The following is a 26,895-nucleotide window of genomic DNA, read 5'->3' as shown; positions in this document are numbered from 1 at the left end:
GCTGGCCGGTTGGATGCGGACTGATAGGGCTACCGTCTCCCCTGACTTAAGAGTCGCTGCTGTTGGTGAGACGGTCAGGCTTTTGGGTCCGGGTATGCCTTCGCTTCCACATCCAGCGCGGTAAAGCTGAAGTCGTTGCTGTTGCGGGTCTTTACGTCGCCGCCGAACTTGATGGAGCTGACCACCACGCTGCCGGTGAGCTTCATGGTGCCTTCGGTGTTGGGCACCCATTCGAACGGCAGCGTCTCCCCGCTGTGGTTCAGGCACCAAACCTGTAGGCCGTCCATGCTGAAGTCTTCCTTGATGCTGCCGGTGAGCGCCCATGTCTCCGTCTGCAAGCCGCCTTCGGTGTGACCATCAAGGAAGTTGTCGCTGTCCTCCGTGTCGGTGGACGGCTCCAGTGCGGTGTTGATGACATCGGCGCTGAAGTCGCGGGCCGAAGAGGTTGCTCCGATCTTCAGGCTGCCGGGGCCGAGTGTTCTAGTGGCCATGGTCATTCTCCTTCTTCTATGAGTTCCAATGGGTTGAGTGTGATCTCGTAGGCGGCGAGGCTGCCGACGCCCGCAAGACTGAAGGACGCGGGTTGTGCTTCCTTCATGTTCAGATGCCGTTCGTGAAGCCGTTCGAGGGCTTCCATAAGCAGGTCGAAGGCGTCGGCCTGTGTGGTGGGCGTCGCTGCGATGATCGCGATGCGCCATGTGCGGTTGACGTACTGCCATCCCTCGAAGCTGATGGTTGGCGGGTCGATGAGCACAGACACCTTACCTGGCAATGGTCTGGCTTCCTGCGCGTCGAGGGTGACGACATTGGCCATATCGCCGAGCATTTCAGTAAGCTTCTCAATCAATTGGTCGCGTTCGCGTACCGTCTGCGTGCTCATGCGATCACCATGCCCCCGGTGGGGACACCCACCGCGTTGAGTTTCGGCCATACGCTGCGCAACGGGTCGGTGCTGATGCGGTAGGGTTCGAGCGTGGAGTCTCCCACATTCATCACGCCCAATCGTGCGTCCCTGGCGTTGTATAGGTCGGCCGCGCAGGCGGTCACGCAATCAGTTTTCACTGTTTCGGGCACGCTGTAGCCGCCTATCGCGCCATTCACATAGCCGATAGCGTTGTCGATGGCGCGGCGCACTCGGTCGGTGTCGCCGGCCGGCACTCCGATTTCGTCGCGTACCGCCGCCTCGTATGTTTGCCAGTCCGTCATTGCTGACTCCTTTTAGATTCTTCTCAGGTACGGCGTGACAGTCGCATTGTCATATGTCTCATTCGGGCTGAAGGTGATCTGCAATGTGCATGTCGTAGGCTCGGTGAGCGTGAAGCTGATGGGCGAGTTGTACTGCGTGCCGTCCGGCAGGATGCAGGTAACCCTAGGCTTGTCCGCCCCTGAAGTGGTGAGCCGGTAGTCGCCCGCCTGCAGTGTGGCTTTCTTGGCGAAGCCTCCCCACTCGGAGGGTGTGCCGGTGAGCGTGTATGATTCGCCGTCACGAGTGCAGGTGACGCCGCTCTTGGTGCCCGGATCCAATGCGGGGAACAGGTTCTTTAGCTCAAATCCCCCCCCCGAGATATTCGTCACGTCGGGGCGCATCCACGCTTGCGGCGCAGAACCCTCGGTGAGCCTAATCTTCAGGTTGCCGTTCAGCGCAGTGGCGTTCTCCCCTCCCTTATAAATCCTCAGATGCAGGGTCTTCGCGTTGTCGGCGGTCACAGTGAGCGGCTGGTTATTGCGGCCCTGGTAGATGCCGGTGCCATCCGAACCGTCCGCTTTGCGCAAGCTGACAATCACGCCGGGCAACCCGGCGAGGTCGCCCTCATAGCCGAGGGTGAGCGTCTTGCCGATGTACGCGGTCAGGTCCAGCGCAGGCCAGACCACGCCCTTGCCTACCTCGATTGCCTGCGCTGACGCAAGGTCAAGAGAGCCGTCCTTGTTCACGGTGACGTTCAGGCCGTTGCCCGACGCGGGCCCGTACCGAAGCAGGTTGAGGCTTTTCACGGTGACTGGCACGACGGTTTTCACCGCTGGGTTGACTGTGCTGGCAATCGTGACGTTGGTTGTTCCCGGTTGTTTCCCGGTGATTCTGATGGTGCTCATCGGTTTCCCCCTATGCTGATGATGTCGTTACTGTTGGCGGCGGCGGTCACGGTCTGCGGTGCCGTGTCTGGTGTGACAGTTGCTTCGATGCTGGCGGTTTCACCCACTTTGATGGTCATACTGGCCGGTGTGGCCTTGATGCCGGTGGGCGTCACGCTTTTGGGGCGAACTTGACCGGGATAAGGCCGAGCGGCTGGGTGGCAGCGATGGCCATGTATCCATAGACGCTGTAGTTTTCGGTGAGTTTGGTCGGGTCGCCGTCGCTGAGCTGGGTCGGACCGCCCGACTCCCATACGGTGACCGCTTCGGGGTCGATGAAGCAGGCGGTGCCAGCGGGCGCGTTCGGAAGCATCTGCACGGGGAGTCGGAGGAATCGGCCGGCGATGCCTGTGAGGTCGAAGTCTCCGATGGTGTCGCTGCCGTCGCCTGACAGGTCGAAGAAGCGGGTGCCGGTGTCCTTGAGCTTGATGAGCGCGGCCATCACGTCCTTGGATACGCAGAGACGGGTCAGGCTGACGTTGCGGTCGTCAGCGAGTTCGGCGGCGTCCATAATCAGGGCGGCCCACTGGTCGATGCTCATGGCGGTGAGCGTGGCGGGCGCGTCGATCTTGTTCGCGCCGGTGGCCGCGTCGCGCTGTGACGCGATGGTGTTGTACAGGTAGGTGCGCACTGCGGTTTCGGTGGCCTTGGCGTAGGCGTTGCGCAAAGCGTTCAATGCGGTGTTGAGCATGGGCGTGGTGCTGCGCTCGATCACCTGACGAGACAGAGTGGTGTAGCCGCCATAGGTGTCGATGTTCACCGACTTCGTGCCGAACGTGACCTTGCCGAACGGCAGCGCGCCGCCTTCGGCCGTCTGTTTGCCAACGTTCGTGGTGTCGGTAGATACCACGTTGTACTCCATCGTCATGCCCTTGGCCGGCAGCGTGTCGTGAGTGAGGATGTTCGTGACCTTGCGGCGCATCTCGATAAGGCGCAAGTCGTCCGCAATCCATGCCACCTTGTTGCCGGTGTCGCCGGTTGCGATAAGGTCGCGGCATTCGTGCATGAGCTTCACTGCCGCTTCGTCGCCACGGTAGAGGGCCTGAAGGTAGTCGCCGGCCGTGCGGTATTCGCCGCCGAGCACCTTCGGCGCTTCAGCGTTCACGCCCTTGGCGATGGCCGCCTTCATGCTTCGCTGCTCTTCCTTGATGGCCTCAAGGGCCTCGTTGAGTTCCGTTTCCATACGGGTTTCCTCGTTTTCCTTGTCGTTTTCCGGTTTGGTACACGTTTTCGTGGGGTCGGCGCTGCGTTGGCCGGTGATTTTCGCGGCCTCGTAGGCCGGCCATGACACCACCGATGTCTCGAGCAACCGCACGCGGCGGCGGTGGGTCACGCCATCCTTGTCGGTCTCGCTCTCCACGGGGATGAAACCGACGCTGAGGCTGTCAAGAGCGCCGTCTCGCAAGAGTGCCACCACGTCCCTGCCTCGCTGCGTGTCGGAGATGCGGGCCGTGATATGCAGGCCGTCCGCCCGGCTGTCGGCGTTGGTGATGCGGCCGATGAGCTCGCCGTGCTGATAGCAGAGCTTGGCGTCGTCCACATCGTCAAACACGCAATCGGCGTCGAACGTCTCGGCACCGTCCCACGTGTCTATGACTTGGCCGAACGGGACGGCCACGCCTTCCAGCGTCCGGCCGTCGCCTTCTTCGGCTGCGCGCAGGCATAGGCCCTTCAATCCGATTTCATGCCTCATTGGTCACCCCTTCCGTTTGCGGTGTTGCGATCATTGGCGGCAGCGCCTCACGCGCCCTGATTTCGTTGACGTCCATCCATCCCGCGCCGAGCGCCGAAGCGTAGGCCGCGTAACGGTCTGACATGTCCGCGCGGCGGCTGCTGTCCCAGTCGAACGCAGCCGTCCGGCCGCGCGGCAAGAGACGGTTGAACAGTTCCTCGATCTCGCCCGCGTAAGCGGCTAGCGTGTAGTCTGCGAACTCAATCCAAGATTGCTCGATGTTGCTATAGGTCAGGTTCGAGCCGTCAACGGCGGCAAGCATGATTGACGCCGGGATGCCCAACAGTCGCGCGATCTGCGTGGTGTCGAACTTCTGCGTCTCCAAAAACTGAAGGTCTGCCGGTTTCATGTCCAGCGGCACGTATTTCAGCTTGCTTCCCAGTACCTTGATGTCGGCGGCGGTGCCGGTCGCCTTCCACGCTTCCTTGGCGTTCTTGGCGATCTCGGGCGTCACCTTGTCCTCGGTCTGTAGATAGCCCTTGATGTTGCTGCTGTCGGTGTAGAACTTGGCTTTGTAGTCGCGGGCCATCTGCGCGCCTTCCACTTCCTCGCGTGCCGCCGAGATGGGGCCAAGGCCGCGTAGGCGGCCGGGCACATTCAGGAACTTGCAATGCACGATGTCGGCGGGGCCGTAGTCCTTGCCGAGATAGGAATAGCGCAGTTTCGGCGCGGCGGGGTCGTTGCCGTCGTCCGACACGACGACAAGCGCGGGCGGCAGCACCTCGCAGGACACGATGTCGCCGCCGAAGCGCACAAGCCGAACGAAAGCGTTTCCATCGATGACCATAGACGCCACCATGTCGGCCAGGAAGTCACGACGGCTTCTGTTGACGTCGGGCTGGAGCACAAGAGAGCTGACGGTGTCCAGCTTGACACCGCCGCGCATTTCATGAATGGGTAGACCGGTGATTGCGGTCTGAAGCACCTGAACGCCACGAAAAACGGTACTGAGTGAGAGCGGGTCGCACACGGTGGCGCGCGCGGGCGGTTTGATGCCGTCCGGCATGTCGTCGTCAGCGCCGCGTGTCAGCACGCGGCCCGCGATCTTCATACGCTGCCATAGGTTCATGTGGCCGAGTATGCGACGGCGGCACGGTGGTGGTCTACCATCGTGCCGCCAAGTGCCGCCAAGTACCGCCAAGTACCGCCAATCGCCGCCAATCGCCGCCAATCGCCGCCGCGCGGGGCTAGAAGATTTGCAGCGGCCCGGCCTCTTCGGGACGGTGGGCCGCGCCCCATGCCGCCAACATGCACGATTCCAAGGGTGACGTCAGCCCGGTGCTGCCGCGTCGGCTCACGCGCCATGCGTCGCCCGCCCACTTGCGTGCCGAGTTGGCAGCGCTGGCGTCAAGGTCGGCGTCGGCCGCGTGCCATATCGCCCGGTTGGCTAGTCCTGATACGTAGCTTTGGCCGGTGGTCAGGTAGTCGGCGGCGTCCATGTCCACGAACATTATGGCGGGGTCGCCGTCCTTGTCGGTCATGTGGTGCAGCCGGTCGGATAGGTCGGCGGCGGTGCCCCTGTTGTCGATCACCACCGGCGCGCCATAGGTGGCGCATAGACGCCGTAGCTCTTCAGGCGCGTAGCCGGTGCCGTCCAGTATCTTCAGGAGCTGCGTTGTTATGGTGCCGTCGCCGTTCACGATTCCGGCGCTGATGCTGGTGTGGGTGCTGTCCACGTCCACGGCCACGCCGAACACCACCGGTCTGTCGTCCAGGTCGGCGGGGCTTATGGGTGCGGTGACGGTCTGCGCCCACGTCGTTTCGTCAATCGCCCTGTCGGTTATGCCTTCGTCGCGTCGGTTGCCGAACGCGCGCGCCCAACCGGCCGGGTTGCCCTTGAACTGTTCCCGGAAGTCCGCCAATTGCGATCTGTCCCACAAGAGGCCCGCCGCTGGATGATGCCGCATGATGGCGTCAAGGTCTTCAGGGTCTTCGTCGGCGGGTAGTCCGAAGTCGAACCAACATGTGCGACGTGATTGCTCGCCCGCCCTACATGTGTCAAGACGGCGGTTGAAAAACGTCGATTCCGCTGTGCCTTCGGTCGATGTTATCCATAGTTGCGGCTGCACGCCGGTGGCCTTAAGCCTTGTCGCCATCGTGGGCATGAAGCCGTCAAGAATGGTGTTGCCGGTTTCCTCGCTGAGGCTGAACGCTTCGTCCAGCGTGATCTTGTCGCCTTGAACGCCGTGGCCCGCCACCTTCGTCACGCTCTTGGGCATTATCACGCTGCCGTTGGCGAACGGTTGGCGTAAGTCTCCCGCGCCAAGGTACGGCCGTGTGGTGATGGCCGCCAAGGGTGACGCCTGTATGGTCTTCAAGTACTTCTTGAAGTGGTCGCCCGCGTCCTTGCCGGTCTGCGCAAGATAGTAGATGAACCGGTTAGGCCCCCACTGCGCATTACGTGTGTCCACCGCGTCCACAAGCGTCGATTTGCCGCACTGCCTAGGCGTGCTAAGTATCACCGTATCGTAGTAATACGTGCCGGTGTTGGGGTCGATTTCGCCCGCCACGTCGGCAACCATGCGTTGCCACGGCAGCAATGGCGTTCCCAAGAGCTGCGCGAACTTGGCGACTATGTGGCCGTCCGTCCTACGGTCATGGTTGCGCGGGGTGCCGCCGCGCATGGGCGTGGTCATGCCTGAGCCTCTTGCAGCAGTCCGGCAAGAGCGGGGTCGATCTCCTTTTCTGCCGGGAACTTGGTTTCCAATTCCTGATACCACGCCAATAGCTGCGCCATGACGCGCGATGTGTCGCGGCCCTTGGCGTTCAGGGCGTCGAAGTTCCTAGCAATGTTGATCATGGTCTTGCACACATACCGGGCGCTAGGGTTCAGGGCACGGCCTTCCACGAAACTGTCGATAAGTTCCTTCGTGGCGCGTTCCTGTAGGCCCTCGTTGGGGCCGTAGTAGTCTTCAAAACCTTCTAGCGTCATTTGCATTCCGTTACCTCGTTCGATTGCTTGTTTTCGTTGGCATTCCGCCGTTTTCTAGATTTTTTTGTCCGGTTCGAGAGAGTGAAAAAGTGGGCGCGGGGTCTTCCTTCGGAGTCGCCGTTTAAAAAACCGGGTCACCATTGCGGCCGCGACGACGCGGGCGCGCGATCACTGCGAAGGCCAAGGGCAACGAGCTTCGCGCGACGCTCTTGCTGCCGTGTGTCCACAAGCTCTTGAGACAAGTGCAGCGCGTACCATTGCCGTACCCGCTTGCGTGTGGCGTCGTCCTTCGCCCTCTCCCACTCGACACTAAAGCCGGGGTCGATAACCCTCACGTCGTAATCGAGCGCTATCCATTCCTCCAACATGCGGGGGTGCCGCTTGCTGCTAGGCGTCGTTCGCGTGCACCACACGTCGATAGGTTCCTGGCTTATGGCGAACTGCCTGTAAGCGCCCGACCACGCCATAGCCACCGCACGCCGTTCGGCAAGACTAGGCGACGTGAGGCCCATTGCAGCGGCCAAGGCGCTGAAGGATACCACGGGGTCGCCCTGCGCCTTGTGACTGTCGATGTAGTCCACCGCCTCACGGTCGCAGCTGCCGGGCGGCACCACCACCATATGCAGCCGGGCACCATAGCCGTACAAGACGCGATCTTGCCTTGATGCGTTGCAGTGCTTGCACGCGCGACGGATATTAGACACCGTATCCATACCGCCGTGCGAGTACGGCACGATGTGATCGTCTTCGGTGCCCACGCGCGTACAGCCCGGCAATTCCAGCCAGCACGCATTACCCCACGTCTCTATGACCTTCGCCCTAATGAGCGGATCTATGGTCTGCCGTCTCGCCATCACTTCGCCTTCTGAGTGCGCACCCACACGTCAAGGTCGTACACCTCGTACATGCAAGGGCTATTGATCTTGTCGCCTGCCTTGAACCATATCGGCCCGGTGCCGTCGCCCCTCATACGTTCCATCTGCCTTTGCGACAAGTGCAGGTATCGCGCCGCCTGTGCCGTGGTCAGCTTCGCGCGCGGGCTGAGCCTACCGCCGCTCACTTGACGCCCGCCCACGCCCTGAGGGAACGCACGAGGTCGTCGCGGTCGAACACCTGCACCCCGGCGCGCTTCTTGGGACGCAGCACGATACCCTCGCTAATGAGCTGCTGCATAACGTGGTCTCCGGTCGGGTCGGCGGTCGGCGCGATCTTGTTCAGGTTCAAGAGCTGGATAGCCATTGGACGGCTAACGGTGTCGCTGCTCACGGTGTCGTGTTCCAGTCGTCCGAGATTCCAGCGGATAGCGTTCTTGATGTCCTTCGTGCGCTGCGCCTTGTTCTTCGGGACTTGACGCCGCGCCCTTGTCTTGCGTGGTTTGTAATCGACTGCATATCCCATTTCGTTACCTCGTTTCGTTCGTCTCGTTGTTGGCGTGGTCAGATTGATTGTTTGTGTCTCTGAAAATGGTGGGCGGTTAGAGCGGGGAACCTGAACGCGAAACAAAGGAAAACGGCGAAGCCGCAAGGCTTCGCCGTTCCAATGTCCGCAAGGTTCGCCACGCGATTGCAAAGCTCTGAAAACGGAGCCACGGCCGTCGCATAGGTCAGCGGGCCGAAGCCCGCGCGCAAGGTCACGACAAGAGGCCCGCCACGCATGGCGGTACTGCACCCTGTTGCGCCCTGACAATGCGCCCCAAGTCGTTCAGTAATCCCGCATGGCGTCCCCGCCGCCGTCTTAACCACCGCACCACATGCGGCGTGTTTGTAACGCGCTGGGCAAGGCGCGCTAGGGTTCTTTGTCGTGCTACGGCTTACCTAGGGTCGTTCACCGATTACGGCACATTCAGTTATCGGCACATTGCTAGCGTCTTCGACGCCGCAAATCGTCTTCGGCCAGGGCCTCGTTGATGGACGCGCGCAGCGCCTCAAGCGTCTGCCGCGTCGCCACTTGATTCACGGCTATGTCGCCGCTGTCCGAATGCAGCTCGAACAATCCCGGATACTCGGTGTGAGCGTTCGCCCACACGCGCGTCGGTGTCTGGAACATGCTCATAGTTCGGCCTCCACTTTCACCGCACCCCTGTAACCGCCGCCAACCCACATGGCGGCTCGGGCGCAAAACATGGCAACAGTCACAAGCGCGAACGCCAGCAACGCGAACGGTGCCGCCAGAACGGTTCTAATCCCTCTCACAATCGGTCCCTTCCTCGGTTTCGAGCCACACAACGGCCGCAACCGCCACCGCGAAGCCAAGAGCGATAAGCCATAACCGCCACGACAACGCCGCCACCATCAGCAACAAGCACAACGGCAGCAGCACAATCTTCTGGCCCGTGGTCATGCCGCCACCTCGCCGTCTTCGTCAACAGCCAACTGCTCAACGTCCGGTATCGGCCTGATACCGAACACCAGCGCGTAGCCGTCATACTCGGGAATCTTGCCCGTGGTAAGCACGATTGCGGGGTCTTCCTCGTCATCCGTGAAGCAACGCACAGTGCCGCACATCCACTTCGCGGCGCCCTTAGTGGTCACGAGACGCATAACCGCGATATCACCCGGCCGCACGTCCTTAGGCTCCTGTGATATCTCAAAGCGCATTTCTACGCCCCTTCCTAATCGCTTCGGCAATGTGCTTGTTGATGGTCACGAGGTCACCCAGACTCATACCGGCAACAGTGAAGTAATCGCCATCAACACTGATACGGAAACCAAACGTGTCGTCCACCTCGAAGCGGTCCACGTCGAAATGATTCCGGGAGCCCTTACCAAACACAGACATCACTTCACCTCCAACGGCTTCGGGCAGTCAGAACGACCAGTGAGGTAATCAAGCGAAACGTCTAGGTCTGATGCCATGCGGGACACGTCTCGCAGAGTGAAGTTCTTCAGGCCGCGAAGCTTGTTTGACATTGCTTGTTCACTCATGCCGACGGACTCGGCTAGTTCGCGCTGTGTTAGGTGGTTGGCTCTTAACAGGCCGCGCACTCTTCGCGCAATCACTCTTTGTTCGCTGATTACTAAACTCACAGTTAAACAGTAAAGCACAAGTGCGCTGACACTAAAACAATTCCGCGTGTCGTCAGAACTAAACCTATGGTTTATAATGAAGACATGGTTAACACAATGCTGAGGAAAACAAGTAATGGACTAGAGCGGCAGAAGATTGCCGTAGCGAACATTAATCTGTTCTTGGCTGTCTCTCATAAGAAGAAGAAGGATCTAGCCGAATGCATGGATAAAGTTCCTCAAGCCCTGTCGAAGATGCTTCAGAACAAACAGACGTGGTTTTTTGAGGACATGTGCAACGCTGCTGATTTCTTCAATGTGAGTATTGATACGCTCGTGCGCACTGATTTGACGCCGTTTACGGCTGAGCAGATATTAAAAACCGCCGCCTCGGATGAATCCAAGAACGGCGGCATTGCTGCGAGTAATGAGTGGGGCCGCAGGGGCTTGAACCCTGGACCGGGCGATTATGAGTCGCATGCTCTAACCGACTGAGCTACGGCCCCACATTGGTTTGCATCGGCAAAAGCCAACTCGCAAAAGTGTAGCACGGCGGCCAGCCCATGCCGCGCCCTTCGCTACTTCCCTTGCTCCGTCAGGTATTCCAGCGGGTTGTCGATGAACCTGCGCAACCCCAGTTCCGCAGCACCGTACATCGAGGGATGCTGCGCCACCGGCGGCACACAGACGCGGATCTGGATAGCCGGATAGCCCAAGATCTCCGAACGCAATCGCCCTTCGAGCACATTGCCCAGCTCATCTCCGAAATGGGACCACAATCCGCCCAGCAGCACCGTGTCGACATCCGTCAGATTCACTGCGGAGGCGATGGCGGAAACCAGCGCGTCCACGGCTTTGTCCACCACCGTGGCGGCCAACGCATCCCCCGATCGCCACCTATTCAGGAATGACTCGATGGCTTTGGCACTGGTGGCCTCATCACCTTGGGCGATTCCGGCAGCCTCCACCAAAGCCCGGCGGCCGGCGAACACCTCCAGGCAACCGTGGCGGCCGCACCGGCACAGCGGGCCATCCATCGCCACGGATACATGGCCGATCTCCCCGGCGAAGCCATGGGAACCGGTCACCACAGTGCCGTCACGCACCACAGCGCCGCCGATGCCGATATCAGTCGAAAGATAAATGAACGAATCGGTGCGATTCACCACGTTCAGGAAATCGGCGCGTACGGTGGCATACCCCGGAATCTGCGCTATGGCGGCCATCATGGCTTCATTGCCGGCCACGGCGTCAAGCCTGCGCACGATATTGAACCGCCCCAGATCCACGTTCTCCCAACCGAGGTTGCGCGCCACAAGCAGCCGCATGTCACCAGTTACAATGCCGGGCAGGGCAAGGCCGGCCCCCACGACCTTGTATCCCTTGCGCTTCAGTTTGCGTTCGAGCGGGAAGGTCATCGCATCGAATTTGGCGAAGATCACATTGGGGTCGGTGTCGGTCATGTCCTCATCGACCCATTCCTTGCCCAAAGTGTCGCCATTGAGATCAAGCGCCAGGCAACCGTACCCGTCGGTATTGATCTGGAGGCCGATTCCAGCCACGCTTCCGCCGCAAATGGTCAGGGGCGTGCTCGGTCTGCCATAGGGGGAATTCGCCACCGGCTCGCCTTCACGCACGATACCGCTATCGAGCAGCAGTGCGGACAACAGCGACAGCGTCGCCTTGGTGAGTCCCGTTTCCTTGGCCAGATCGGCGCGGCTCATCGGCTTGTCCGCGCGCAGCATCGTGTCAAGCGTCACCGAAAGGTTATGGTTGCGCAAATCCTCCTGATTTATTCTGCGTAGTCCGCCCATCGCGCATCATCTCCTCACCGTACATCCGCCGCCGCAAACCGCCGGGCCGGCACATCCCCAAACTGAAGATTTGCCGACCGCAACGACATAAGTTCATCCATTATGCATTATGCGCCATCGGCACCGACCACGGCAGGCTTCATTACATGCCGCGGCGGCTTTCCGCCGCATCGACGCACAACGATCAATGGCATGAACGCTGCAACACGAACACACTATAGTTCATTCGTCTAACTTATTGATACAATGATACCGGCACCATTCATTCAGGCGCGCCGGGCAGGCGCCCCAGCCTCGTCGAGGAGGAACAACTTATGGCAACAATCCTGGTTGCGGGCATTGATACGTCCACCCAATCCACCAAAGTGCGCATCACCGACGCTGAAACAGGCGAACAGGTGAGGTTCGGGCAGGCCAAGCACCCGGACGGCACTTCGGTCAATCCCGAGTTCTGGTGGCAGGCGTTTCTTCAGGCCGCCGAGCAGGCAGGCGGGCTGGACGACGTTTCCGCCCTTGCGGTCGGCGGACAGCAGCATGGCATGGTGATTCTGGACAAGCAGGGCAATGTGATCCGCGACGCCATGCTGTGGAATGACATCAGTTCCGCGCCCCAGGCCGCCGCTTTGATCGAAAAGCTCGGCGAAGCGCCCGCGGAAGACGGCGAACCGGAGGATGTCATCGCCCGAGGCAAGCAGCGCTGGGTCAAGGCCGTCGGCTCCTCCCCCGTGGCCTCCTACACCCTCACCAAGGTGGCCTGGGTCGCCGAGAACGAGCCGGAGAACGCCAAGAAGATCGCCGCCATCTGTCTGCCGCATGACTGGTTGAGCTGGCGCATCGCCGGCTATGGGCCGGTGTCCGAAGGCGAGGACGCCCATCTTGAAGCCCTGTTCACCGACCGCTCGGACGCGTCCGGCACCATCTACTATGACGCCGCCCACAATGAATACCGCCGCGATCTGATCGCTATGGTCCTTGCCGCAGCCGAGGGCGAGGAAGCGGCGCGCGACCATGCCGAACAGATCGTGCTGCCACAGGTACTTGGCCCCACGCAAGCCGCACCGGTCAAGGCCTCCCCCGCCATTGCCGGCAAGAACATCGATGGCGGCTGCATCCTGGGCCCCGGCGGCGGCGACAATGCCATGGCCTCGCTGGGTCTCGGCATGGGAGTCGGCGATGTGTCCATTTCGCTCGGCACCTCCGGTGTGGCTGCAGCCATCGCCGAGAACCCGGTCTACGACCTGACCGGGGCGGTGTCCGGCTTCGCTGACTGCACCGGCCACTATCTGCCGCTAGCCTGCACCATCAATGGCTCTCGCATCCTTGACGCCGGCCGCGCCGCCCTCGGCGTGGATTACGACGAGCTGGCCGAGCTGGCGTTCAGATCCGAGCCAGGCGCAGGCGGCATCACGCTGGTGCCATACTTCGACGGCGAGCGCACACCGAACCGCCCGGATGCTAAGGCGAGCCTGACCGGCCTGACGCTGCACAACACCACCAAGGAGAATCTGGCGCGCGCATTCGTCGAAGGCCTTCTATGCTCGCAGCGCGACTGCCTTGAGCTCATCCGTTCGCTCGGTGCTGAAATCAACCGTATTCTGCTGATCGGCGGCGGCGCAAAGTCCGTGGCGATCCGCACACTGGCCCCCTCTATCCTCGGCATGGATGTGACCCGCCCGGCCACCGACGAGTATGTGGCGATCGGTGCGGCACGTCAGGCCGCCTGGGTGCTTTCGGGTGAAGCCGAGCCGCCGGCATGGAAGCTCACCATCGAGGGCGTGGAGACCGGCGAGCCCACCGAAGCCGTGTACGCCGCCTACGCCAAGGCTCGTGGGTGATCAACTGCAATCAAGCTGGTAACAACTGATAACAACTGAATAACGATTGATTCGTCGAAGCCGCCAATCGAATCCTTGGCGGCGGCCATTCTCCTCCTTGGTCGCCGTCGAGGATTCGATTGGCGGCTTTGCCATATGCACAGACGTCAGGCGATGCGACCTATAATCAAGACATTTGGATAACGTCTGGAGAAATCGATGAATGATCGCTCACGCATGATGACGTATGCCCTGATCGCCATGGCATGCATTGTCTGGATCTGGCAGTCCGTCAAAGAGGCGGTGTCGAACGGCACGGCATTGAGCACCACGACCATCATCTTCCTGGTGTGCATCGGCATCGCCGCCGTGTTCTGCCTCGTCAATGCCCTGATCCTATGGTGGCGCCAACCCGGCAGGGGCGGCGAGGAGGATTCCTCCAATCAGGGCGACGGCAAGAACGCCCAAGCCGAAAGCGAAGCGGAAGATGCGGAAGATAAGACCGATTCCGACATCTCCGGTCATTCTTCCGCACAGGAACACTAAGCGTAATGGAGGCAACTGCAACCATGTCAACTATCATCAGCATTGTTTTGGGCGTCGTCTGCATTCCGTGCGGCCTGTTCCTGGGGCTTATCCCGATGAAGGCAGACCAGGTCACCGACAAGCAGTCGAAAGCATCACAGATGCTCTGCTTCGTGATAGCGCTGGTGTTCATCGGCCTGCTGGTCGCCGGCCGCGATCTGGAGACCTGGGGCATCGTCATCGGACTGGTCATCGGCTTCGCCATCGGCAAGATTCCGCCGCTGCACGCATGGGCGCTGGCCAAATGGCCGTTCCTTGAGCCCAAGAAGCCCACCGCAGTGCCCAAGCGAGTGAAGAAGGCCAAGAAGAAGTAGGCTTTCCCGTTTTTATGGTAAAAGGCGTTATGCGCATGGTTCCATGAGGCACCACGCGCATAACGCCTTTTTTGTTTGGATTATTGCCGTACCTGTCACGCCCTCGCCCGAGACCGGCGCAGAGAAAGCCCGAGACAGAGTTCAGCGGGATTCTTCCGCTGCCTCAAACAACGCCAGGAACTTGGGTCTCCAGACATATCTGGTCGAAACAAGAACAAGCCCGGCGGCAGTGAGAACGACCCCGACCGGAGCCGCGATCGGCGCCACGAACAACAGCACGGCATAGACCACGGTAAGTGCAGCGAATGAGAACAGCAGCTTCTGATGAGCGTTCATGACAATATCTCCATTGACGTTGCAGGTGTTGTTTGAATAGTCACATATTTAATTTGATGATTTAACCATATAGCATGAGTGCAATTATCGCAAGCCGAAACGCCATGCCGTCCGCCCGTATAATCCGGCGGACGGCAGTGAATCATTCGGCTATCATCAGCGGCTGGGAATGACCCGGATACCAGCAAGGCATCCCACGAATCCACCCGCCCACTCTGTGCTCAAGAAGCGTGCATCGCATTGTCCCAGCATGCGAGCCTTCGAAACGTCGGCATGAACGATCATCGTCACATCACGACCGGCATTGTCGATGTCCGCAGCCGACACCCGGACGGCGAGGAATCGCAGACGGTTATTCCGCAGATGGATGCCGAACCATTCCCCTGGTTCGGCATGCCCCAAATCCAACAGGGATTCCTCGCCCCGATCGACAATGGATGCTTGCAGTCGGCCATCAACAAGTCTCATCGTCACGGCATGCGTGGAATCCTGATGCAACATCAGTTCATGACCCGGGCGAACCATTACCGCATAGTCAAGTGAATCCACCCGCATGAACCGGTAGCCGTCACGACCGCGGACACCAATCAAACGATCGTCTTGCGAACCGATGCGCTCAGCGCAGATGTAAGAGCCGCGGGCATCATCCATGGTTTTTCCAACACACTGCGCAAGAGATTCCACAGCATGCAACGAACCGTCATCGTTCATGGTGACGGCAAGTGCATCAGGCAGCCGCCCCGCGCCAGGGGCGACCACCGGCCAACCGGGATCCGAAGCATCATCCTGTTTGATGGGACCATTGCCCTCCAGCTTCCATGAGGCAGGATTACGCTCCCAGACAACCGGCGCGACGAACGTCTCCCTACCCAGATAGCTGAACAGCTCCCCCTTTTCATCACCTGGCGTTTCACGTACGCCAAGGCAAGTGAGGAGCCAACCAGCTTGAGGATGACATAGCAGATCGGCATGGCCCACACACTGAATCAATTCGCCATTGCCCAGATGACGATGCGTGAGTATTGGATTCTTCTTGCACGCTTCGAACAGGCGATCATATTGTCCCACAACACTGTGTTCGGTTTCACGCGACGGCTCGATCCATGTATCGTGAGCGGCAAGCTCCCGCTCGAACCCATGCAGTGCCGCCGCAAAACCACGGGGCGCATAGGTGCGCATTATCATCTCGCTATGCTCGAAACTCGTGCCACCTTCGGCGGTCATCAGGTACAGCCAATCGCCCAAACGATACAGATGCGGCCCCTCCGCCCATACGGCATTGACTCCATATCCGCGCCAGATCACGGTTTTATGGCCTTGCAGCATCCAGTTACCAGGGTCGATTGGCTGCGTCCAGACCTCGGTCTGTCCCTCCCATTGCGGCTTGACCGCCGGGCGGGTCTGCGTCCACCAAACGGTTCCATCACTGTCTTCGAAGATGTCCGGGTCGATGCCTTCTGCACCCGCAACCCAATACGGGCCATGCCACGGCCCTTCCAACGAATCGGCTGTGATAACGAAATTGCCTTGAGCGGCATGGCAGTGATCAATATCCTCCGGTAGACATCCAGCGGCGAGCGCCTGCGGCTCGTTCACACGCGCCACGGTGCAGACAATCACATATCGCTCGCCGATGCGCCGGATGGTGGGTGCATACAGGCCACCGGAATCCTCAACCCCGTCAATCAGCAGCCGATGGGCCATCGCCTGATCCACCGCATCGCCGACGTGTTCCCAAGACACCAGATCCCGCGTCACATGAATAGGCAGTCCAGGCACCAATTCGAATGACGAGTTGACCAACACGATCTCACCGCGCACGTCATCCCATATCCATGAGGGATCCGGATACATGCCCCGCATCACAGGGTTGGCCGTAATGCGCGTGTGCGCGTCTGCCGACAATGATTGAACCGTTTCGTTGTGCATACAGATTTCGTTGTTCATACAGATAGAACCTTTCTCTCGTATCGACGCGTGCGAATGCCGTATCTCGTTTACTGCAATTCAGGTGTTTCTTCCGGCCCGAAGAAACGAAAAGCGCTGAAGGCGGCTGAACCGCCGCATTCCTCGGTCGGCAGCAGAAACAGACCTATTCGACAGCCGATGAAGTAATCCAGCGTGTAATACAGGGAGTGCACGCCGCCCAAGCGCGTCCAGCACGGATTCGGCGACGCGGGATCCAAATACTCGAAAGCGACTTCGTCTTTCTTGTCGGTGAAGTCATAAATGGCCTTCAACACCACTGAAGAGCCAAACAATTCCGCCGAATCATATTCGGTAGCGGGATTGTCGTAATCGCCATCGCCCCAGATCGACCCATCAGTGCGAGGTTTGCCCTGTACACTCACTCTGAACGCACCGTCACGGGTTTTGGTCACGGCAATGAACCGGTAATATCCCTGCACTGCCGCCAAACCCGCGAAGTCACCGGTCTTCAGCTTGGAGGCATCGACTGCGACCTCCGCCATGCAACGTGGACCGACTGTACGCTGTGTCAGCGTATTCCAGGCATGGTTGAGACTCTGAGTCACCTTGACGCCGCGCAACAGCAAGGAACCAGGTTGATCAGTTACCGACCAAGCTTCACGATGAGGAATGTGATTAAACTGCCAGAACGGCTTCAGCATACTGGACGATACGTCACCATCCGCATCGGAGTCATAGCGGAAATCATCATCGCCGTTCAGTGGCGCATAGCATCGTTCCGCAGCGCCGGTTGGCGTATGTATTTCGAGCGGAACCGTTCCATTGATGCCGAGTATGGGAAAACCATCCTCCCCAAACCGCATCGGCATGATTGTCGGCACTCTGCCGACCGCTCCCCGGTCATGCATCATGAAGGCATACCATCGGCCGTCCGGCGTATCGACCATGCCACCCTGAGCATCACCCAGACCATGGAACCCGAGATCGTCATCAAGAATCTCCCGTGATACAAACCGACCGTCCAAAGCATCGGACATCAGACAGGCTTCGGTTTTACGGTGCCCACGTCTGTAATGGCAAGTCCATACGTAGTAACGGCCTGCATGTTTGTAAATATGGCTACCCTCATAGCCAAGGTCGGATTCGGGATCGTCCTGCGCGATGACCCGATTGAGCCCTCCTGGTTTTGGGCGGCTCAGGTCCGGCTCCAATTCAGTCAGATGCAGCTGCATATTGCCATAGACGATATATACGCGGCCATCGTCGTCATAGAGCACGCTGTTGTCATGATAAAAGCCCTCAATCACACGCTTCGACCACGGACCTGCCAGATCGGTGGCTTCCAACATATATGTCTTCTGCGTATCGTTGGCGGTAAACACAATGGAGAACATCCCATCGTGATAACGCAATGAAGGCGCCCACATTCCGCAGCCGTACGCGTTGCGCCCCGGCTCCTCCAGCCGCTCGGCAGCGGTGCTCTCGAGTTCGTCATAGGCGTGCGCCACGAATTCCCAATGAATCAAATCATAAGAGCGAAGAATGTCGCACCCAGGCATAAGGAACATCGTGGTTGACGCCATATAGTAGACGTCACCGACCCGTATGATGTCCGGATCCGGAAAATCACTGTATATGACCGGATTACGGCCGGTAATATCAGTCGCCGCGATGGCCTCTTTGGCGCCGCTCATATCCGCTCCTCATCACCATTCGAACCGATAGACGCCGCTCAACGCCAGTACGGCAAATGCATACAGGAAATTGTCGTAATAACGACGATGTCCCACGCGCATAGGCGTGTTCCACAACATATGAACCCAGGACCGGGCATTGGCCACGGCATCCGGTTCCACCGAATGCATCGCCGCCAGAGATCCCTGAGCCGTAGCGGCAAGGAGCCCGACCGGATGCAGTACCCGCTCATCAATCGGAGTGCCATCCACCTCATAGGCGCACGTACGATCGTGAGTCAGGAGGAAACGCTGCAATGCGGCGACGCGATCGCACAGTATCGGATCGGTGACGCCATTCCAGCTTGCGTCCAGACCGATATTGGCCGCGGTTCGGTAGGCGTCCGAGAAGAACCAATCATGCCGTCCGAATCGTTCTTCGGTATGCGGCGTGCCGTCATATAGCGCGTATTCAGGATTCATGCCTGTCCGTGCATCGCACGCCACCTCCAGATACGCGCGACTTGCAGAAGCCGCCTCATGCCAGAATTCACGATCCCGTTCATCTGCATGCGCGGCGAATATCTCATAGAAATGTGGCAGATGGTACGACGGATCACTCCATTCGGTTTCGGGAATGAACTTGATGAGCTTGTTTCCGGCGTTCCACATCGGCTCGCCGGATTCGTCACGCCCTTTGTGCACGCAATAATGCAGCAGCTCACGGGCACAGGCGGCATAATCATAGATGCCATCGCGTCCGCCCCATCGTCGTTCGGCAAGGAACAGATCCATCGCGAAGTATTCCTCACCATCCGGCGCCGGGCCATCCGCACGCCCGGAACCATCCGGACGCACCGACCAAGAGAAGTAGTGGGCATGATGACCGTCGGCCATGTACATGTACTTCATGACCCAGCCCCACAAACGATCGAACACATCCTGCCGGTCGTATTGCACGGCGAGCATCATCGCATAGCTCATGCCTTCGGTGCGTACATCGTTGTTGCCGGTGTCCATCACATAACCAAGGCCGTCATCCGTCTGCCAATAGAACTTGTTCGGCCCCTCGAAAATCTCATGCCAGACCTGTGCCACACGCGCATCAATCTGGCTGCAGGAATATCCGCATGCAGCGAACAGCGACTGTGCCGCACCGCCGTTGGTATCCGTCATCACAATCTCCTTATTTCCTTTGTTGTTCTTATTGTACCTCACGGGATTGCCGTCGCTGCCCTAGGGCGAGGTCATGCAAACGCAATCGGAACGGTGCCACCAAGACGCCATACTCGTTGCAAAGCAACCCGTCATCCGGATTGTTGCGCCATGCATAGCGCAATTCATCAGGCGTGCGATTCGGCATCGGCAAGGTTATGTGGCTGCCTTCTATTGAGGCGTTTGCCGATACAGTACCGCCATCGGACCAGACAAATGCGAATTCTCCGGGTTCGTGTCCGTCAATGGTGGATATGCGGCTGGGAACCGATCCCGCAGCAGCATCTCCCTTGTTCGAGGCAATCGGATAATCCCCGAAAGCAAGCACCACGGACCCATCTGACACCTTTGCTTCGGTCAGCTGAGGCTGCCTGACCGGCAGCGATTCACCGTACACCAGTTGCCGGGCCGCTTGGAAGAGACGCTCTGCAATCGTTTTTTTATGCGCCGGATGCAAATCATTCCAGTCTCCCGCATCCAAAGTGACGACAGTGGCTGCATCAGGCACCATTCGGGCAACCTTCCACTGCGCCTCGCGCACGACCGGCCAGCCGCCATCCTCTCCGATACAATCGATGGCGAAGTTCGGTAGTTGGACGATCAGGAACGGCAGCCGCTTCTGATTCCAACCATTGCGCCATGAATCAATCAGATCGGCAAGCATATCCTGATAAAGAGGAGCAAAACCACCGGTATTTGACTCTCCTTGATACCACAGCACCGCACGCACACGATATAGCATGCACGGAGCGAGCATGGCGTTATACAGACCAACTGGCTTCCAACGAGCGAAATCCTCCCATGGGCAATCCTGATCAGCTTGATGGCGCACAGCATATTGCCACACACCGCCAAGATCACGCACATCATCGCCGACAGTCAGAGTCATGGACTTTCCGGGCGTCACACGGCCTGCAGTATGCTCGCATACAAGCCTGATGAGCAGTTCATTGCGTCCTTCTCGCAACACGCCGGCGGGAATGTCGTAATCGCGCGGCTCATACTGATTCGTCCGCCCTCCTAGCAGCTGGCCGTTCAGCCAGGTATGTTCGGCGTCGGACATGGTGCCCAGCTGCAACAACGCCGGCCTCCCAGCCGCCGAAGCCGGAAGATATACGGTTTTCCGCAATTCAAGTTCACCGCGGAATCCCGATAGACCTTGGTCAGAGAAGAAGTTCGGCAATGACATCGGACACCACTGCAGGAGCTTCGGATCTGCGTCAACACTCTTGTCATGCCGCCAATCCCATTGGCCCAATGGCAGCCAGCTTCCGGTATGGGGCGCCTGGTCATATCCAAGCTGCTGATACCAATGATCCCGAGCCGCTATGCTCTTGCGGCTGCGCTCTTCGGCAACGCCTTTCCCTGCATATGGCTGCAGCTTCTGCAGTATTTCAGGGAAGTCCTGCAGCGACTCCGCACTCATCCATGATTCAATGGGAGACCCTCCCAGAGAGACATTCAATAGTCCCACCGGTACGCCGAGATGTTCCCGCAGCATACGGCCAAAGAAATAGCCGATTGCGCTGAAGCCGGACACACCTTGTTCATCGCATACCGACCAGCCCGCCTGCTCATGATCGTGCCGCGGCCCCTCGAAATCGTACTGGGGAACAACCTTGTATTGTCGCAGCAAGGTATCAGGCTCACGTTCGAATTCACTGGGATATTCCGGTTTCACCCACGCCATGGGGAGTTCCATATTGGATTGACCGGCACACAGGTAGACCTCGCCCACATAGACTTCACGGTCCATGCGTTCGGAATCCTCAGCTCGCACGGAGAGCGTATATGGGCCACCGCTAGTCAACGGATCCAATTCCACGGACCAGGAACCATGCTGGTCTGCCGTCCCGGCAACGGTTTGCCCTTGCAACCCGACCGATACGCGGCATCCCGGCTCCGCCCACCCCCATATGGCGACCGGCATGGACGATTGCAGTACGCAGCCGTCGTCCAACAACTTTGGCAATCGCAGCATATGTCCTTCCTTTCGTATGAATAGGCTGACGAGCGACGTGCATGTCTTTGCGCAATTCGTCGGATGCGGCCATCTGCCGCACAGTGTGTGTGAGCAGAACGGCCGCATCCGTTCGAATCAATTCAGATGCTCAACTGTCTCACAGCAAATGCCTACGCAAGACAGTCAGTGCACCGGCAACGGCGAGCAGCACAATCGCTCCCGCCAGCATTGACAGCACGCTGGAGCCGGTGTCGGCGATCGATGTGCCATCCTGCTTGGCAGCGGTGTTGGAATGCTTGTTGCCCGCATCGCCGACATTGTTATCGCCGGCATTGTCCTTGCCGTCATCAGGGCTGACCGGCTGCGTCTGCTTCTCGGTGACAAGACGGGTGACACCCCAATCTTCGGCGGTCTTGTAACCGTCGCTCTTGAGATTGGCCCAGTTGAGAGTGCCCACTCGGGCACCGTCCTTGGCATCGTTGATCTGGAAATCAAGACCCTGGAAGGTTCCCGCATGGTCACCTTCGCCCAGGTCGATGGCTATTTCGACCGAATAGCCACCATCCACGATCTTCGCACCATAAGAGACCCTTGCGGCTTGCACATCCGTTGCGGCGCCGGAGCCGAAGGAGAGTTCCTTGCCGTCCGCGGAGACACGAATCTGCTGGATGTCATCGGTGTATGCCGTGCCCTTGGTATTGCCACGGTCGATGAACACCTCGACGGAGTCCTTCTCCCATGGGTTGCTGTTGGTCAGGCTCACATTCGGATCCTTGACCTGCACCAGTGCGTAGAGCTTGTCGCCCTTCCACAGTGTTTTGGCAGTGGCCTGGGCTTCCACCTGACCGACTCCCGAGGTGACCGCGTCCAGCGACACCTCATTCGCCTGCTGCCACACGACATCCGCACCATCACCGTCAACGACCGGCGCCTGCGCATCTGCCGGAACCGCATTGGTTTCGGTGTAGTACAGCTGCTGAATCAACGACATGGTGCCCTTGACGTTACCGGCATTCCACCCATTGGTCTCATTGGTGGCGGCATCGGTGGCTTGCACATTGGCGTCGATGGTCGTGTTTTCGGCAGTGGCCGCAGGTACGGTCACCACGGCCTGGTAACCAGTGCCGTCAGCACGCTCGGCAACCGTGGCAGTGGCGCCGTTGTCGGCTTTGCCGGTAAGACGGTCGACCACATATCGTGCATCGCCGACGGTAATGGTCACGGCATCGCCTTCGGTTCTGGTCGCGTCGTTGACATCCGTATAAGTGGTCAGGGTGCCGTCATTCCAGTACGACAGGAATGTGCCGGTCACCGCACCCTCGCTCTTAGCGAACGGCGCGGAAGGAAGCTTCGACCAGATGGAGGCCGAACCTGCCGTAGTGCCATCGGAAGGCAGTGCCGCATCCACCGTGGCTTCGGCGGATTTGAACACGTTCATCGTCTTGATGGTCTCAGGCAGATTGTCCTTGTCGCCGATGAAACCGGTGTAGGCGGGCTTGGCCTGATACTCGTCGTTGAACAGCAGCGGAGCTCCTTCGGAGTTTCGCCATGACCTGCCATCATTGACACCCCACACACTCACCGAGAAGAACTGGTGGTGCTTCTCCTGCTGCTCTTTGATGATCTGGTTCATCTTGTAGTAGAACTGGCCTTGCTCAACCAGCTTGGCCTGTGTGACGGGAGTGCCGGTGGCCACATCCAGCTCGGTGATGGCCTGCTTCTTGCCGAAAGCGCTCATGGTCTCCAACGCGTTCTCCACGTTGGCTGTGCTGGTGGTCAATTGGATGTGCATCTGATGACCGATGCCGTCGAATGGTACGTTGCGCTCGACCAGTCGTTTGATCAATGACTGATAACGTCCCAGTTTGCCGGCACTGTCAGTGTTGTAGTCATTGATGAACAGCGTCACCGGATGGGTCACGCCAGGTTCGGCGTATTCACCGTTCAGGTACTGGTTGGCGTATTCAAATGATTTGTCGATGTAATCCTCGCCGGTGATCTGATACCACAGCGAGTTACGCATACCATTGGTTTCCGGACTATCGCCGTCATTGATGGTCTCATTCACCACGTCGAACGCCTTGATCGGATTCGTGTCACTGCCGAATTTGCCGAACTCGTCGGCGATGGCCTTCGCGACATTTTCGATGTGCGCACGCTCGCGCTCCAGCATCTGATCCTTGCTGGCCAACGCGCAGCCTTCGATAACGCCCGCAGTCGGATTCTGATCCGCGCAGTTCTCATCGGCCTGGAAGAACCAATCCGGCGTCTGACTGTGCCAAGCCAATACGTGGCCATATACCGCCAAACCATTGTCCGCAGCGAAATGGAGCAGCGTCTTCGCGTTCTCCGGCATGCTGAATTCGTGAGCATCGTTGTACCAGTATTCAGGCTTCATATCGTTTTCCGCCGTGATCTGGTTGAAGTTCTTCAGCACGACCTGTTTGGCCGCATCATTGCCGACCTCTCGGGTATCGATGGCCACACCGGCATTCATGCCGAGTGCGCCATAGGCGTCCTTGATCGAACTTGGAGTCTCGGACGCCGCCGGCTGCTCTTGTGCATAGGCACTGGGAACAAGTGCACCGCCCATCAGCAGCAATGCCGTAGACGCAGCAATCGCAATGCGGGACCATCGTCGCATCCCGCCATTCCGATACTCTTGACTGTGCTCCATGCTTGTCTCCTTTCATTTCGGCAACATGGATGCGTTGTTCCGGCTCTATCGGAACAACGCTTGGAGTCGTGCCCCACGCACGGCTCCAAGCTTGCAGATCCCATCAGGGATCCTTCTATTCGGCTTCAGTCTCCCGGTAATCGAAGTAATCGAATACGGCCTCCTTGCCATAACCGGCGAGGTCCACGGCGGCAAGGCATACAAAGGCACCGGTGAAGAAACCGCCATAATGGCTGGCCACATAATCGTCGGAAAGCACTGCGGCATCCAAGGTGACCGGAATCTCATGCCAGGCTTCGCCATCGAATGAGTACTCGTAGGTGTAGGTCTTGGTACGAACCTTGGTACGAAGCCATACGGATTCGACGTCGTCCGGTATTGCGATGGCCTTGTCTTTGAGGAATGAGGTGTACCCGTCAAAATCGTTCTGGGCCACCTCAATCACCCGTCTGCCGCAATCCTCGCACCAAGTGACGAATGCCCACGACCAGCAGATGTGGTTGTAGAAATTCACCAGTCCGGCCATTTGCATGTAGTTGTCCGGATTGAAGGTCACTTTGGTTTCGGCGTCAAAGTCGAAGGCCTGCCAACGGCGTCCGATCAGCGAAAGCTCGAACAGGTTGGACAGCGAACCTTGCCCGCGCAAGGTCAGCGCCCCACCGCCCACATGCCCCATGGCATCGGTAAACGGCACACGCAGCGTGTTCCAATTGGGGTCGAGAACATCCGACTCGAACTCATCATGCTGGGAGTGGCCAGTAGGGGCATCGGTGACGATGGCATCATGTGGGGCTTCGACATACCGTTCACCGGCATGTCCACCGACCACATATGGCCAGCCGTCCTCATCCCATTCGACTTTCTGGATTGAGGTTTCCCGTCCGAGTGTGCACCATCCGCGCACTCCGTGGGATGATTCCGTATCATGCCTCCATGGGCGCCCACACAGGGAAGCGTAATACCATTCACCGCCGGGGGTCTCCACCAATGCGCCATGTCCTTGCTTCTGCAGGTAGGTGTCAGGTGTATCGAAATTGGAGATGAACGGGTTGTGCGGATCACCTTCAAAGGAATCGGCATCCAGCGTACGCGAGCGGGCCACGGATTCCTGATGCTCATACTGTGTGCCGCCCTCGGCCGCGAAGAGGTAGTACCAGCCGTCGATTTTGTAGAGGTGAGGTCCCTCGACGAGCTTGACATCGGTGCCTTGCCAGATGGTACGGGCTGTTTCCGGCTTCAATTGCATGGTTGCCGTATCGAATTCGGTCAAGGTGATGCCGTTGAAAGCGTGATGGTATTCGCGGAAGTCCCAAGTCTGCTGAACCAGATATTTGCGCCCGTCGTCGTCATGGAAGAGGCTGGCGTCGAAGCCCACTCCGTTGATGCGGATCGGTTCGCTCCACGGACCGTGGATGTCTTCGGCTGTGACCAGATAATTCGCGCAATCCTTGAACGCTCCGTTGACGATTTTCACGTTCGAATAGACTAGCCAGAACCTGCCGTCCGCATATGACAGGTCCGGGGCCCAGACACCGCCACCGGAGGGATTGCCTTTCATATCCAGCTGGGAGATGCGGTTCAGGGGGCTGGGCAGGAGATTCCAATGAACCATGTCCTTGGACTCATGCAGCCTCACGCCCGGCCACCAGTCAAATGTGGAGTTGGCAATGTAATAGGTGTCGCCTACGCGGATCATCGAGGGGTCGGCATTGAATCCGGGAAGCACCGGGTTGGAGATTTTCATGTTCTTCTCCTCATTGAAAAGAATAGGGCGTGCCGCGGGAAGGTTCCGGGAAAGGAATCACCCCGAAAACAGCTCGGAAGCCGTCCTTCCCGCGGTACAGGTATGGAATGTGATGGTTGATGGTCGAGGTGTGATTGTCGGTCACACGAATCAGCCCTTGACCGCTCCTGTCAGACCGCCCACGATCTTCTTCTGGAAGATGGTGAAGCAGATCAAGGCGGGCAGCATGGCAAGAGAGGTGAAGGCAAGCACTCGGGCGGTGTCCACGGAGTGTTCCGAGCTGAACATCTGCACGCCGAGCGGCAAAGTGTATTTGCTGTCGCTGCTGAGCACGAAGAGCGGGAGCATGTATGAATTCCAGCTTCCGACGAATGTCAGAATGCCTGTTGTCGCCACACCGGGCATGGACAGCGGGATGACCATGCGGGCGAAGAATCCGAGACGCGAGCAGCCATCCAGCAGCGCCGCCTCCTCAAGCTCCATCGGAATGGACTGGAGGAATGGCACCAGAATGATGATGGTCTGCGGCAGGCCAAAGGCGATCTGCGGCAGAATGATGCCTGCAAGCGAGTTCGACAGTCCCAAGTTGCGAATCATCAGATACAGCGGAGTGATACCGACCGTCATCGGGAACATCAGGCCCGCGGAGAACAGCGCATACATCAGGGGCGCATAGCGGAAACGGTATCGGGCGATGACGAAGCTCACCATGATGCCGAGCACTACCACACCTATCATCGTCGAGATGCCGACAATCAGTGAGTTGACCAATTCACCCCAGAAGATGTCGCTGGCGATCACCTCGACGTAGTTGTCGATGACCCAGGGATTCGGGAATCCGGCAGGATCGTTCGTGATCTGGGAATTGGTGCGGAAGCCGCCGAAGATGATGTACAGCACCGGAGTGACGCAGATGGCGACCAGGACCAGTGAGAAGAAATACACGGCAGGGTTGCCCCAAGGTGTCTTGGACGAAAGCCGGTATCCGTTCTTGGCGGTGAACTTTGTTGACGTGGAGATTGCTGCTGACAT

The 26,895-nt window shown here is 58.9% G+C and carries 28 protein-coding genes and 1 tRNA gene; 3 read left to right on the top strand and 26 right to left on the bottom strand.

The features are described from left to right. Window positions 1-74 precede the first annotated feature (74 nt). The 18 genes from BREU_RS10050 to BREU_RS09980 form a co-directional block, all read right to left on the bottom strand. Window positions 75-491: a hypothetical protein gene (locus BREU_RS10050; RefSeq protein WP_052382117.1), complete on the bottom strand. Its 417-nt coding sequence runs from the start codon at window positions 489-491 to the stop codon at window positions 75-77. 2 nt (window positions 492-493) lie between these two features. After that, window positions 494-880 (bottom strand): hypothetical protein, encoded by a 387-nt coding sequence (locus BREU_RS10045; protein WP_044089677.1) that lies wholly within the window; start codon window positions 878-880, stop codon window positions 494-496. Beyond that, entirely contained in the window at window positions 877-1,206 is a 330-nt protein-coding gene (locus BREU_RS10040) for a hypothetical protein (protein WP_044089676.1), read from the bottom strand. Before BREU_RS10040 ends, BREU_RS10045 begins: the two co-directional genes overlap by 4 nt. 12 nt (window positions 1,207-1,218) lie before the next feature. After that, window positions 1,219-2,091, bottom strand: a complete 873-nt coding sequence (locus tag BREU_RS10035) for a hypothetical protein (protein WP_044089675.1) — start codon at window positions 2,089-2,091, stop codon at window positions 1,219-1,221. Beyond that, window positions 2,088-2,210, bottom strand: a complete 123-nt coding sequence (locus tag BREU_RS12545; protein WP_269147451.1) for a hypothetical protein — start codon at window positions 2,208-2,210, stop codon at window positions 2,088-2,090. The genes BREU_RS10035 and BREU_RS12545 overlap by 4 nt, the downstream gene beginning before the upstream one ends. Before the next feature lie 32 nt (window positions 2,211-2,242). Further along, window positions 2,243-3,823: a phage major capsid protein gene (locus BREU_RS10030; protein WP_044089674.1), complete on the bottom strand. Its 1,581-nt coding sequence runs from the start codon at window positions 3,821-3,823 to the stop codon at window positions 2,243-2,245. Continuing rightward, window positions 3,813-4,913 carry a phage portal protein gene (locus tag BREU_RS10025; RefSeq protein ID WP_238567073.1) on the bottom strand — a complete coding sequence of 367 codons (1,101 nt, stop codon included), beginning with the start codon at window positions 4,911-4,913 and terminating at the stop codon, window positions 3,813-3,815. The genes BREU_RS10030 and BREU_RS10025 overlap by 11 nt, the downstream gene beginning before the upstream one ends. Before the next feature lie 136 nt (window positions 4,914-5,049). After that, the gene (locus BREU_RS10020; protein ID WP_238567072.1) at window positions 5,050-6,498 is read right to left on the bottom strand and encodes a hypothetical protein; all 1,449 of its coding nucleotides are present in this window, start codon (window positions 6,496-6,498) and stop codon (window positions 5,050-5,052) included. Then, window positions 6,495-6,794, bottom strand: a complete 300-nt coding sequence (locus BREU_RS10015) for a hypothetical protein (protein ID WP_238567071.1) — start codon at window positions 6,792-6,794, stop codon at window positions 6,495-6,497. The genes BREU_RS10020 and BREU_RS10015 overlap by 4 nt, the downstream gene beginning before the upstream one ends. Before the next feature lie 134 nt (window positions 6,795-6,928). Continuing rightward, window positions 6,929-7,648, bottom strand: coding sequence for an HNH endonuclease (locus BREU_RS10010; protein ID WP_044089670.1), 720 nt, complete (start codon window positions 7,646-7,648; stop codon window positions 6,929-6,931). Between the two features lie 202 nt (window positions 7,649-7,850). Further along, window positions 7,851-8,192: a hypothetical protein gene (locus BREU_RS10005; protein WP_044089669.1), complete on the bottom strand. Its 342-nt coding sequence runs from the start codon at window positions 8,190-8,192 to the stop codon at window positions 7,851-7,853. Window positions 8,193-8,654: 462 nt separating this feature from the next. Then, complete coding sequence (locus BREU_RS10000; RefSeq protein WP_238567070.1) at window positions 8,655-8,846, bottom strand: hypothetical protein; 192 nt, start codon at window positions 8,844-8,846, stop codon at window positions 8,655-8,657. A gap of 126 nt (window positions 8,847-8,972) precedes the next feature. After that, entirely contained in the window at window positions 8,973-9,134 is a 162-nt protein-coding gene (locus BREU_RS12015; protein WP_156100230.1) for a hypothetical protein, read from the bottom strand. After that, the gene (locus BREU_RS09995; RefSeq protein WP_044089668.1) at window positions 9,131-9,391 is read right to left on the bottom strand and encodes a hypothetical protein; all 261 of its coding nucleotides are present in this window, start codon (window positions 9,389-9,391) and stop codon (window positions 9,131-9,133) included. The genes BREU_RS12015 and BREU_RS09995 overlap by 4 nt, the downstream gene beginning before the upstream one ends. Beyond that, the gene (locus tag BREU_RS09990) at window positions 9,381-9,572 is read right to left on the bottom strand and encodes a hypothetical protein (protein WP_044089667.1); all 192 of its coding nucleotides are present in this window, start codon (window positions 9,570-9,572) and stop codon (window positions 9,381-9,383) included. Before BREU_RS09990 ends, BREU_RS09995 begins: the two co-directional genes overlap by 11 nt. Beyond that, a complete protein-coding gene (locus BREU_RS11725; protein ID WP_269147453.1) occupies window positions 9,572-9,778 on the bottom strand; it encodes a helix-turn-helix domain-containing protein in 207 nt (68 codons plus the stop codon). Before BREU_RS11725 ends, BREU_RS09990 begins: the two co-directional genes overlap by 1 nt. Window positions 9,779-10,231: 453 nt before the next feature. Then, window positions 10,232-10,305, bottom strand: a tRNA-Ile gene (locus BREU_RS09985). Between the two features lie 72 nt (window positions 10,306-10,377). Next, window positions 10,378-11,613, bottom strand: a complete 1,236-nt coding sequence (locus BREU_RS09980) for an ROK family protein (protein WP_044089665.1) — start codon at window positions 11,611-11,613, stop codon at window positions 10,378-10,380. A 314-nt stretch (window positions 11,614-11,927) separates the two neighbouring features. Here BREU_RS09980 and BREU_RS09975 point away from each other — a divergent pair, with 314 nt between their 5' ends. The 3 genes from BREU_RS09975 (at window position 11,928) to BREU_RS09965 (ending at window position 14,326) form a co-directional block, all read left to right on the top strand. Continuing rightward, on the top strand, window positions 11,928-13,448 hold the full coding sequence (locus BREU_RS09975) for a xylulokinase (protein WP_044089664.1): 1,521 nt from the start codon (window positions 11,928-11,930) through the stop codon (window positions 13,446-13,448). Window positions 13,449-13,646: 198 nt separating this feature from the next. Further along, complete coding sequence (locus BREU_RS09970) at window positions 13,647-13,973, top strand: hypothetical protein (protein WP_044089663.1); 327 nt, start codon at window positions 13,647-13,649, stop codon at window positions 13,971-13,973. Between the two features lie 23 nt (window positions 13,974-13,996). Beyond that, complete coding sequence (locus BREU_RS09965) at window positions 13,997-14,326, top strand: hypothetical protein (protein ID WP_238567068.1); 330 nt, start codon at window positions 13,997-13,999, stop codon at window positions 14,324-14,326. Window positions 14,327-14,467: 141 nt separating this feature from the next. Here the strand turns inward: BREU_RS09965 and BREU_RS09960 are convergent, their stop codons facing one another. The 8 genes from BREU_RS09960 to BREU_RS09925 form a co-directional block, all read right to left on the bottom strand. Then, entirely contained in the window at window positions 14,468-14,662 is a 195-nt protein-coding gene (locus BREU_RS09960; RefSeq protein ID WP_044089661.1) for a hypothetical protein, read from the bottom strand. A 156-nt stretch (window positions 14,663-14,818) separates the two neighbouring features. Next, the gene (locus tag BREU_RS09955; RefSeq protein ID WP_044089660.1) at window positions 14,819-16,591 is read right to left on the bottom strand and encodes a glycoside hydrolase family 43 protein; all 1,773 of its coding nucleotides are present in this window, start codon (window positions 16,589-16,591) and stop codon (window positions 14,819-14,821) included. Between the two features lie 68 nt (window positions 16,592-16,659). Continuing rightward, window positions 16,660-18,285 (bottom strand): glycoside hydrolase family 43 protein, encoded by a 1,626-nt coding sequence (locus BREU_RS09950; protein ID WP_044089658.1) that lies wholly within the window; start codon window positions 18,283-18,285, stop codon window positions 16,660-16,662. Window positions 18,286-18,297: 12 nt separating this feature from the next. Next, the gene (locus BREU_RS09945; RefSeq protein ID WP_044089656.1) at window positions 18,298-19,440 is read right to left on the bottom strand and encodes a glycosyl hydrolase family 8; all 1,143 of its coding nucleotides are present in this window, start codon (window positions 19,438-19,440) and stop codon (window positions 18,298-18,300) included. A gap of 28 nt (window positions 19,441-19,468) precedes the next feature. Further along, complete coding sequence (locus tag BREU_RS09940; RefSeq protein WP_238567067.1) at window positions 19,469-21,235, bottom strand: sialate O-acetylesterase; 1,767 nt, start codon at window positions 21,233-21,235, stop codon at window positions 19,469-19,471. Between the two features lie 364 nt (window positions 21,236-21,599). Further along, window positions 21,600-24,119: an endo-1,4-beta-xylanase gene (locus BREU_RS09935; protein ID WP_081886677.1), complete on the bottom strand. Its 2,520-nt coding sequence runs from the start codon at window positions 24,117-24,119 to the stop codon at window positions 21,600-21,602. A gap of 115 nt (window positions 24,120-24,234) precedes the next feature. Beyond that, window positions 24,235-25,863 (bottom strand): glycoside hydrolase family 43 protein, encoded by a 1,629-nt coding sequence (locus BREU_RS09930; protein ID WP_044089651.1) that lies wholly within the window; start codon window positions 25,861-25,863, stop codon window positions 24,235-24,237. A 150-nt stretch (window positions 25,864-26,013) separates the two neighbouring features. Further along, on the bottom strand, window positions 26,014-26,895 hold the full coding sequence (locus tag BREU_RS09925; protein WP_044089650.1) for a carbohydrate ABC transporter permease: 882 nt from the start codon (window positions 26,893-26,895) through the stop codon (window positions 26,014-26,016).

The sequence above is a fragment of the Bifidobacterium reuteri DSM 23975 genome, from assembly GCF_000741695.1.
GTDB lineage: Bacteria > Actinomycetota > Actinomycetes > Actinomycetales > Bifidobacteriaceae > Bifidobacterium > Bifidobacterium reuteri.
Note: the sequence above shows the minus strand (reverse complement) of the source record. Positions and strands in the feature narration are given on the sequence as shown.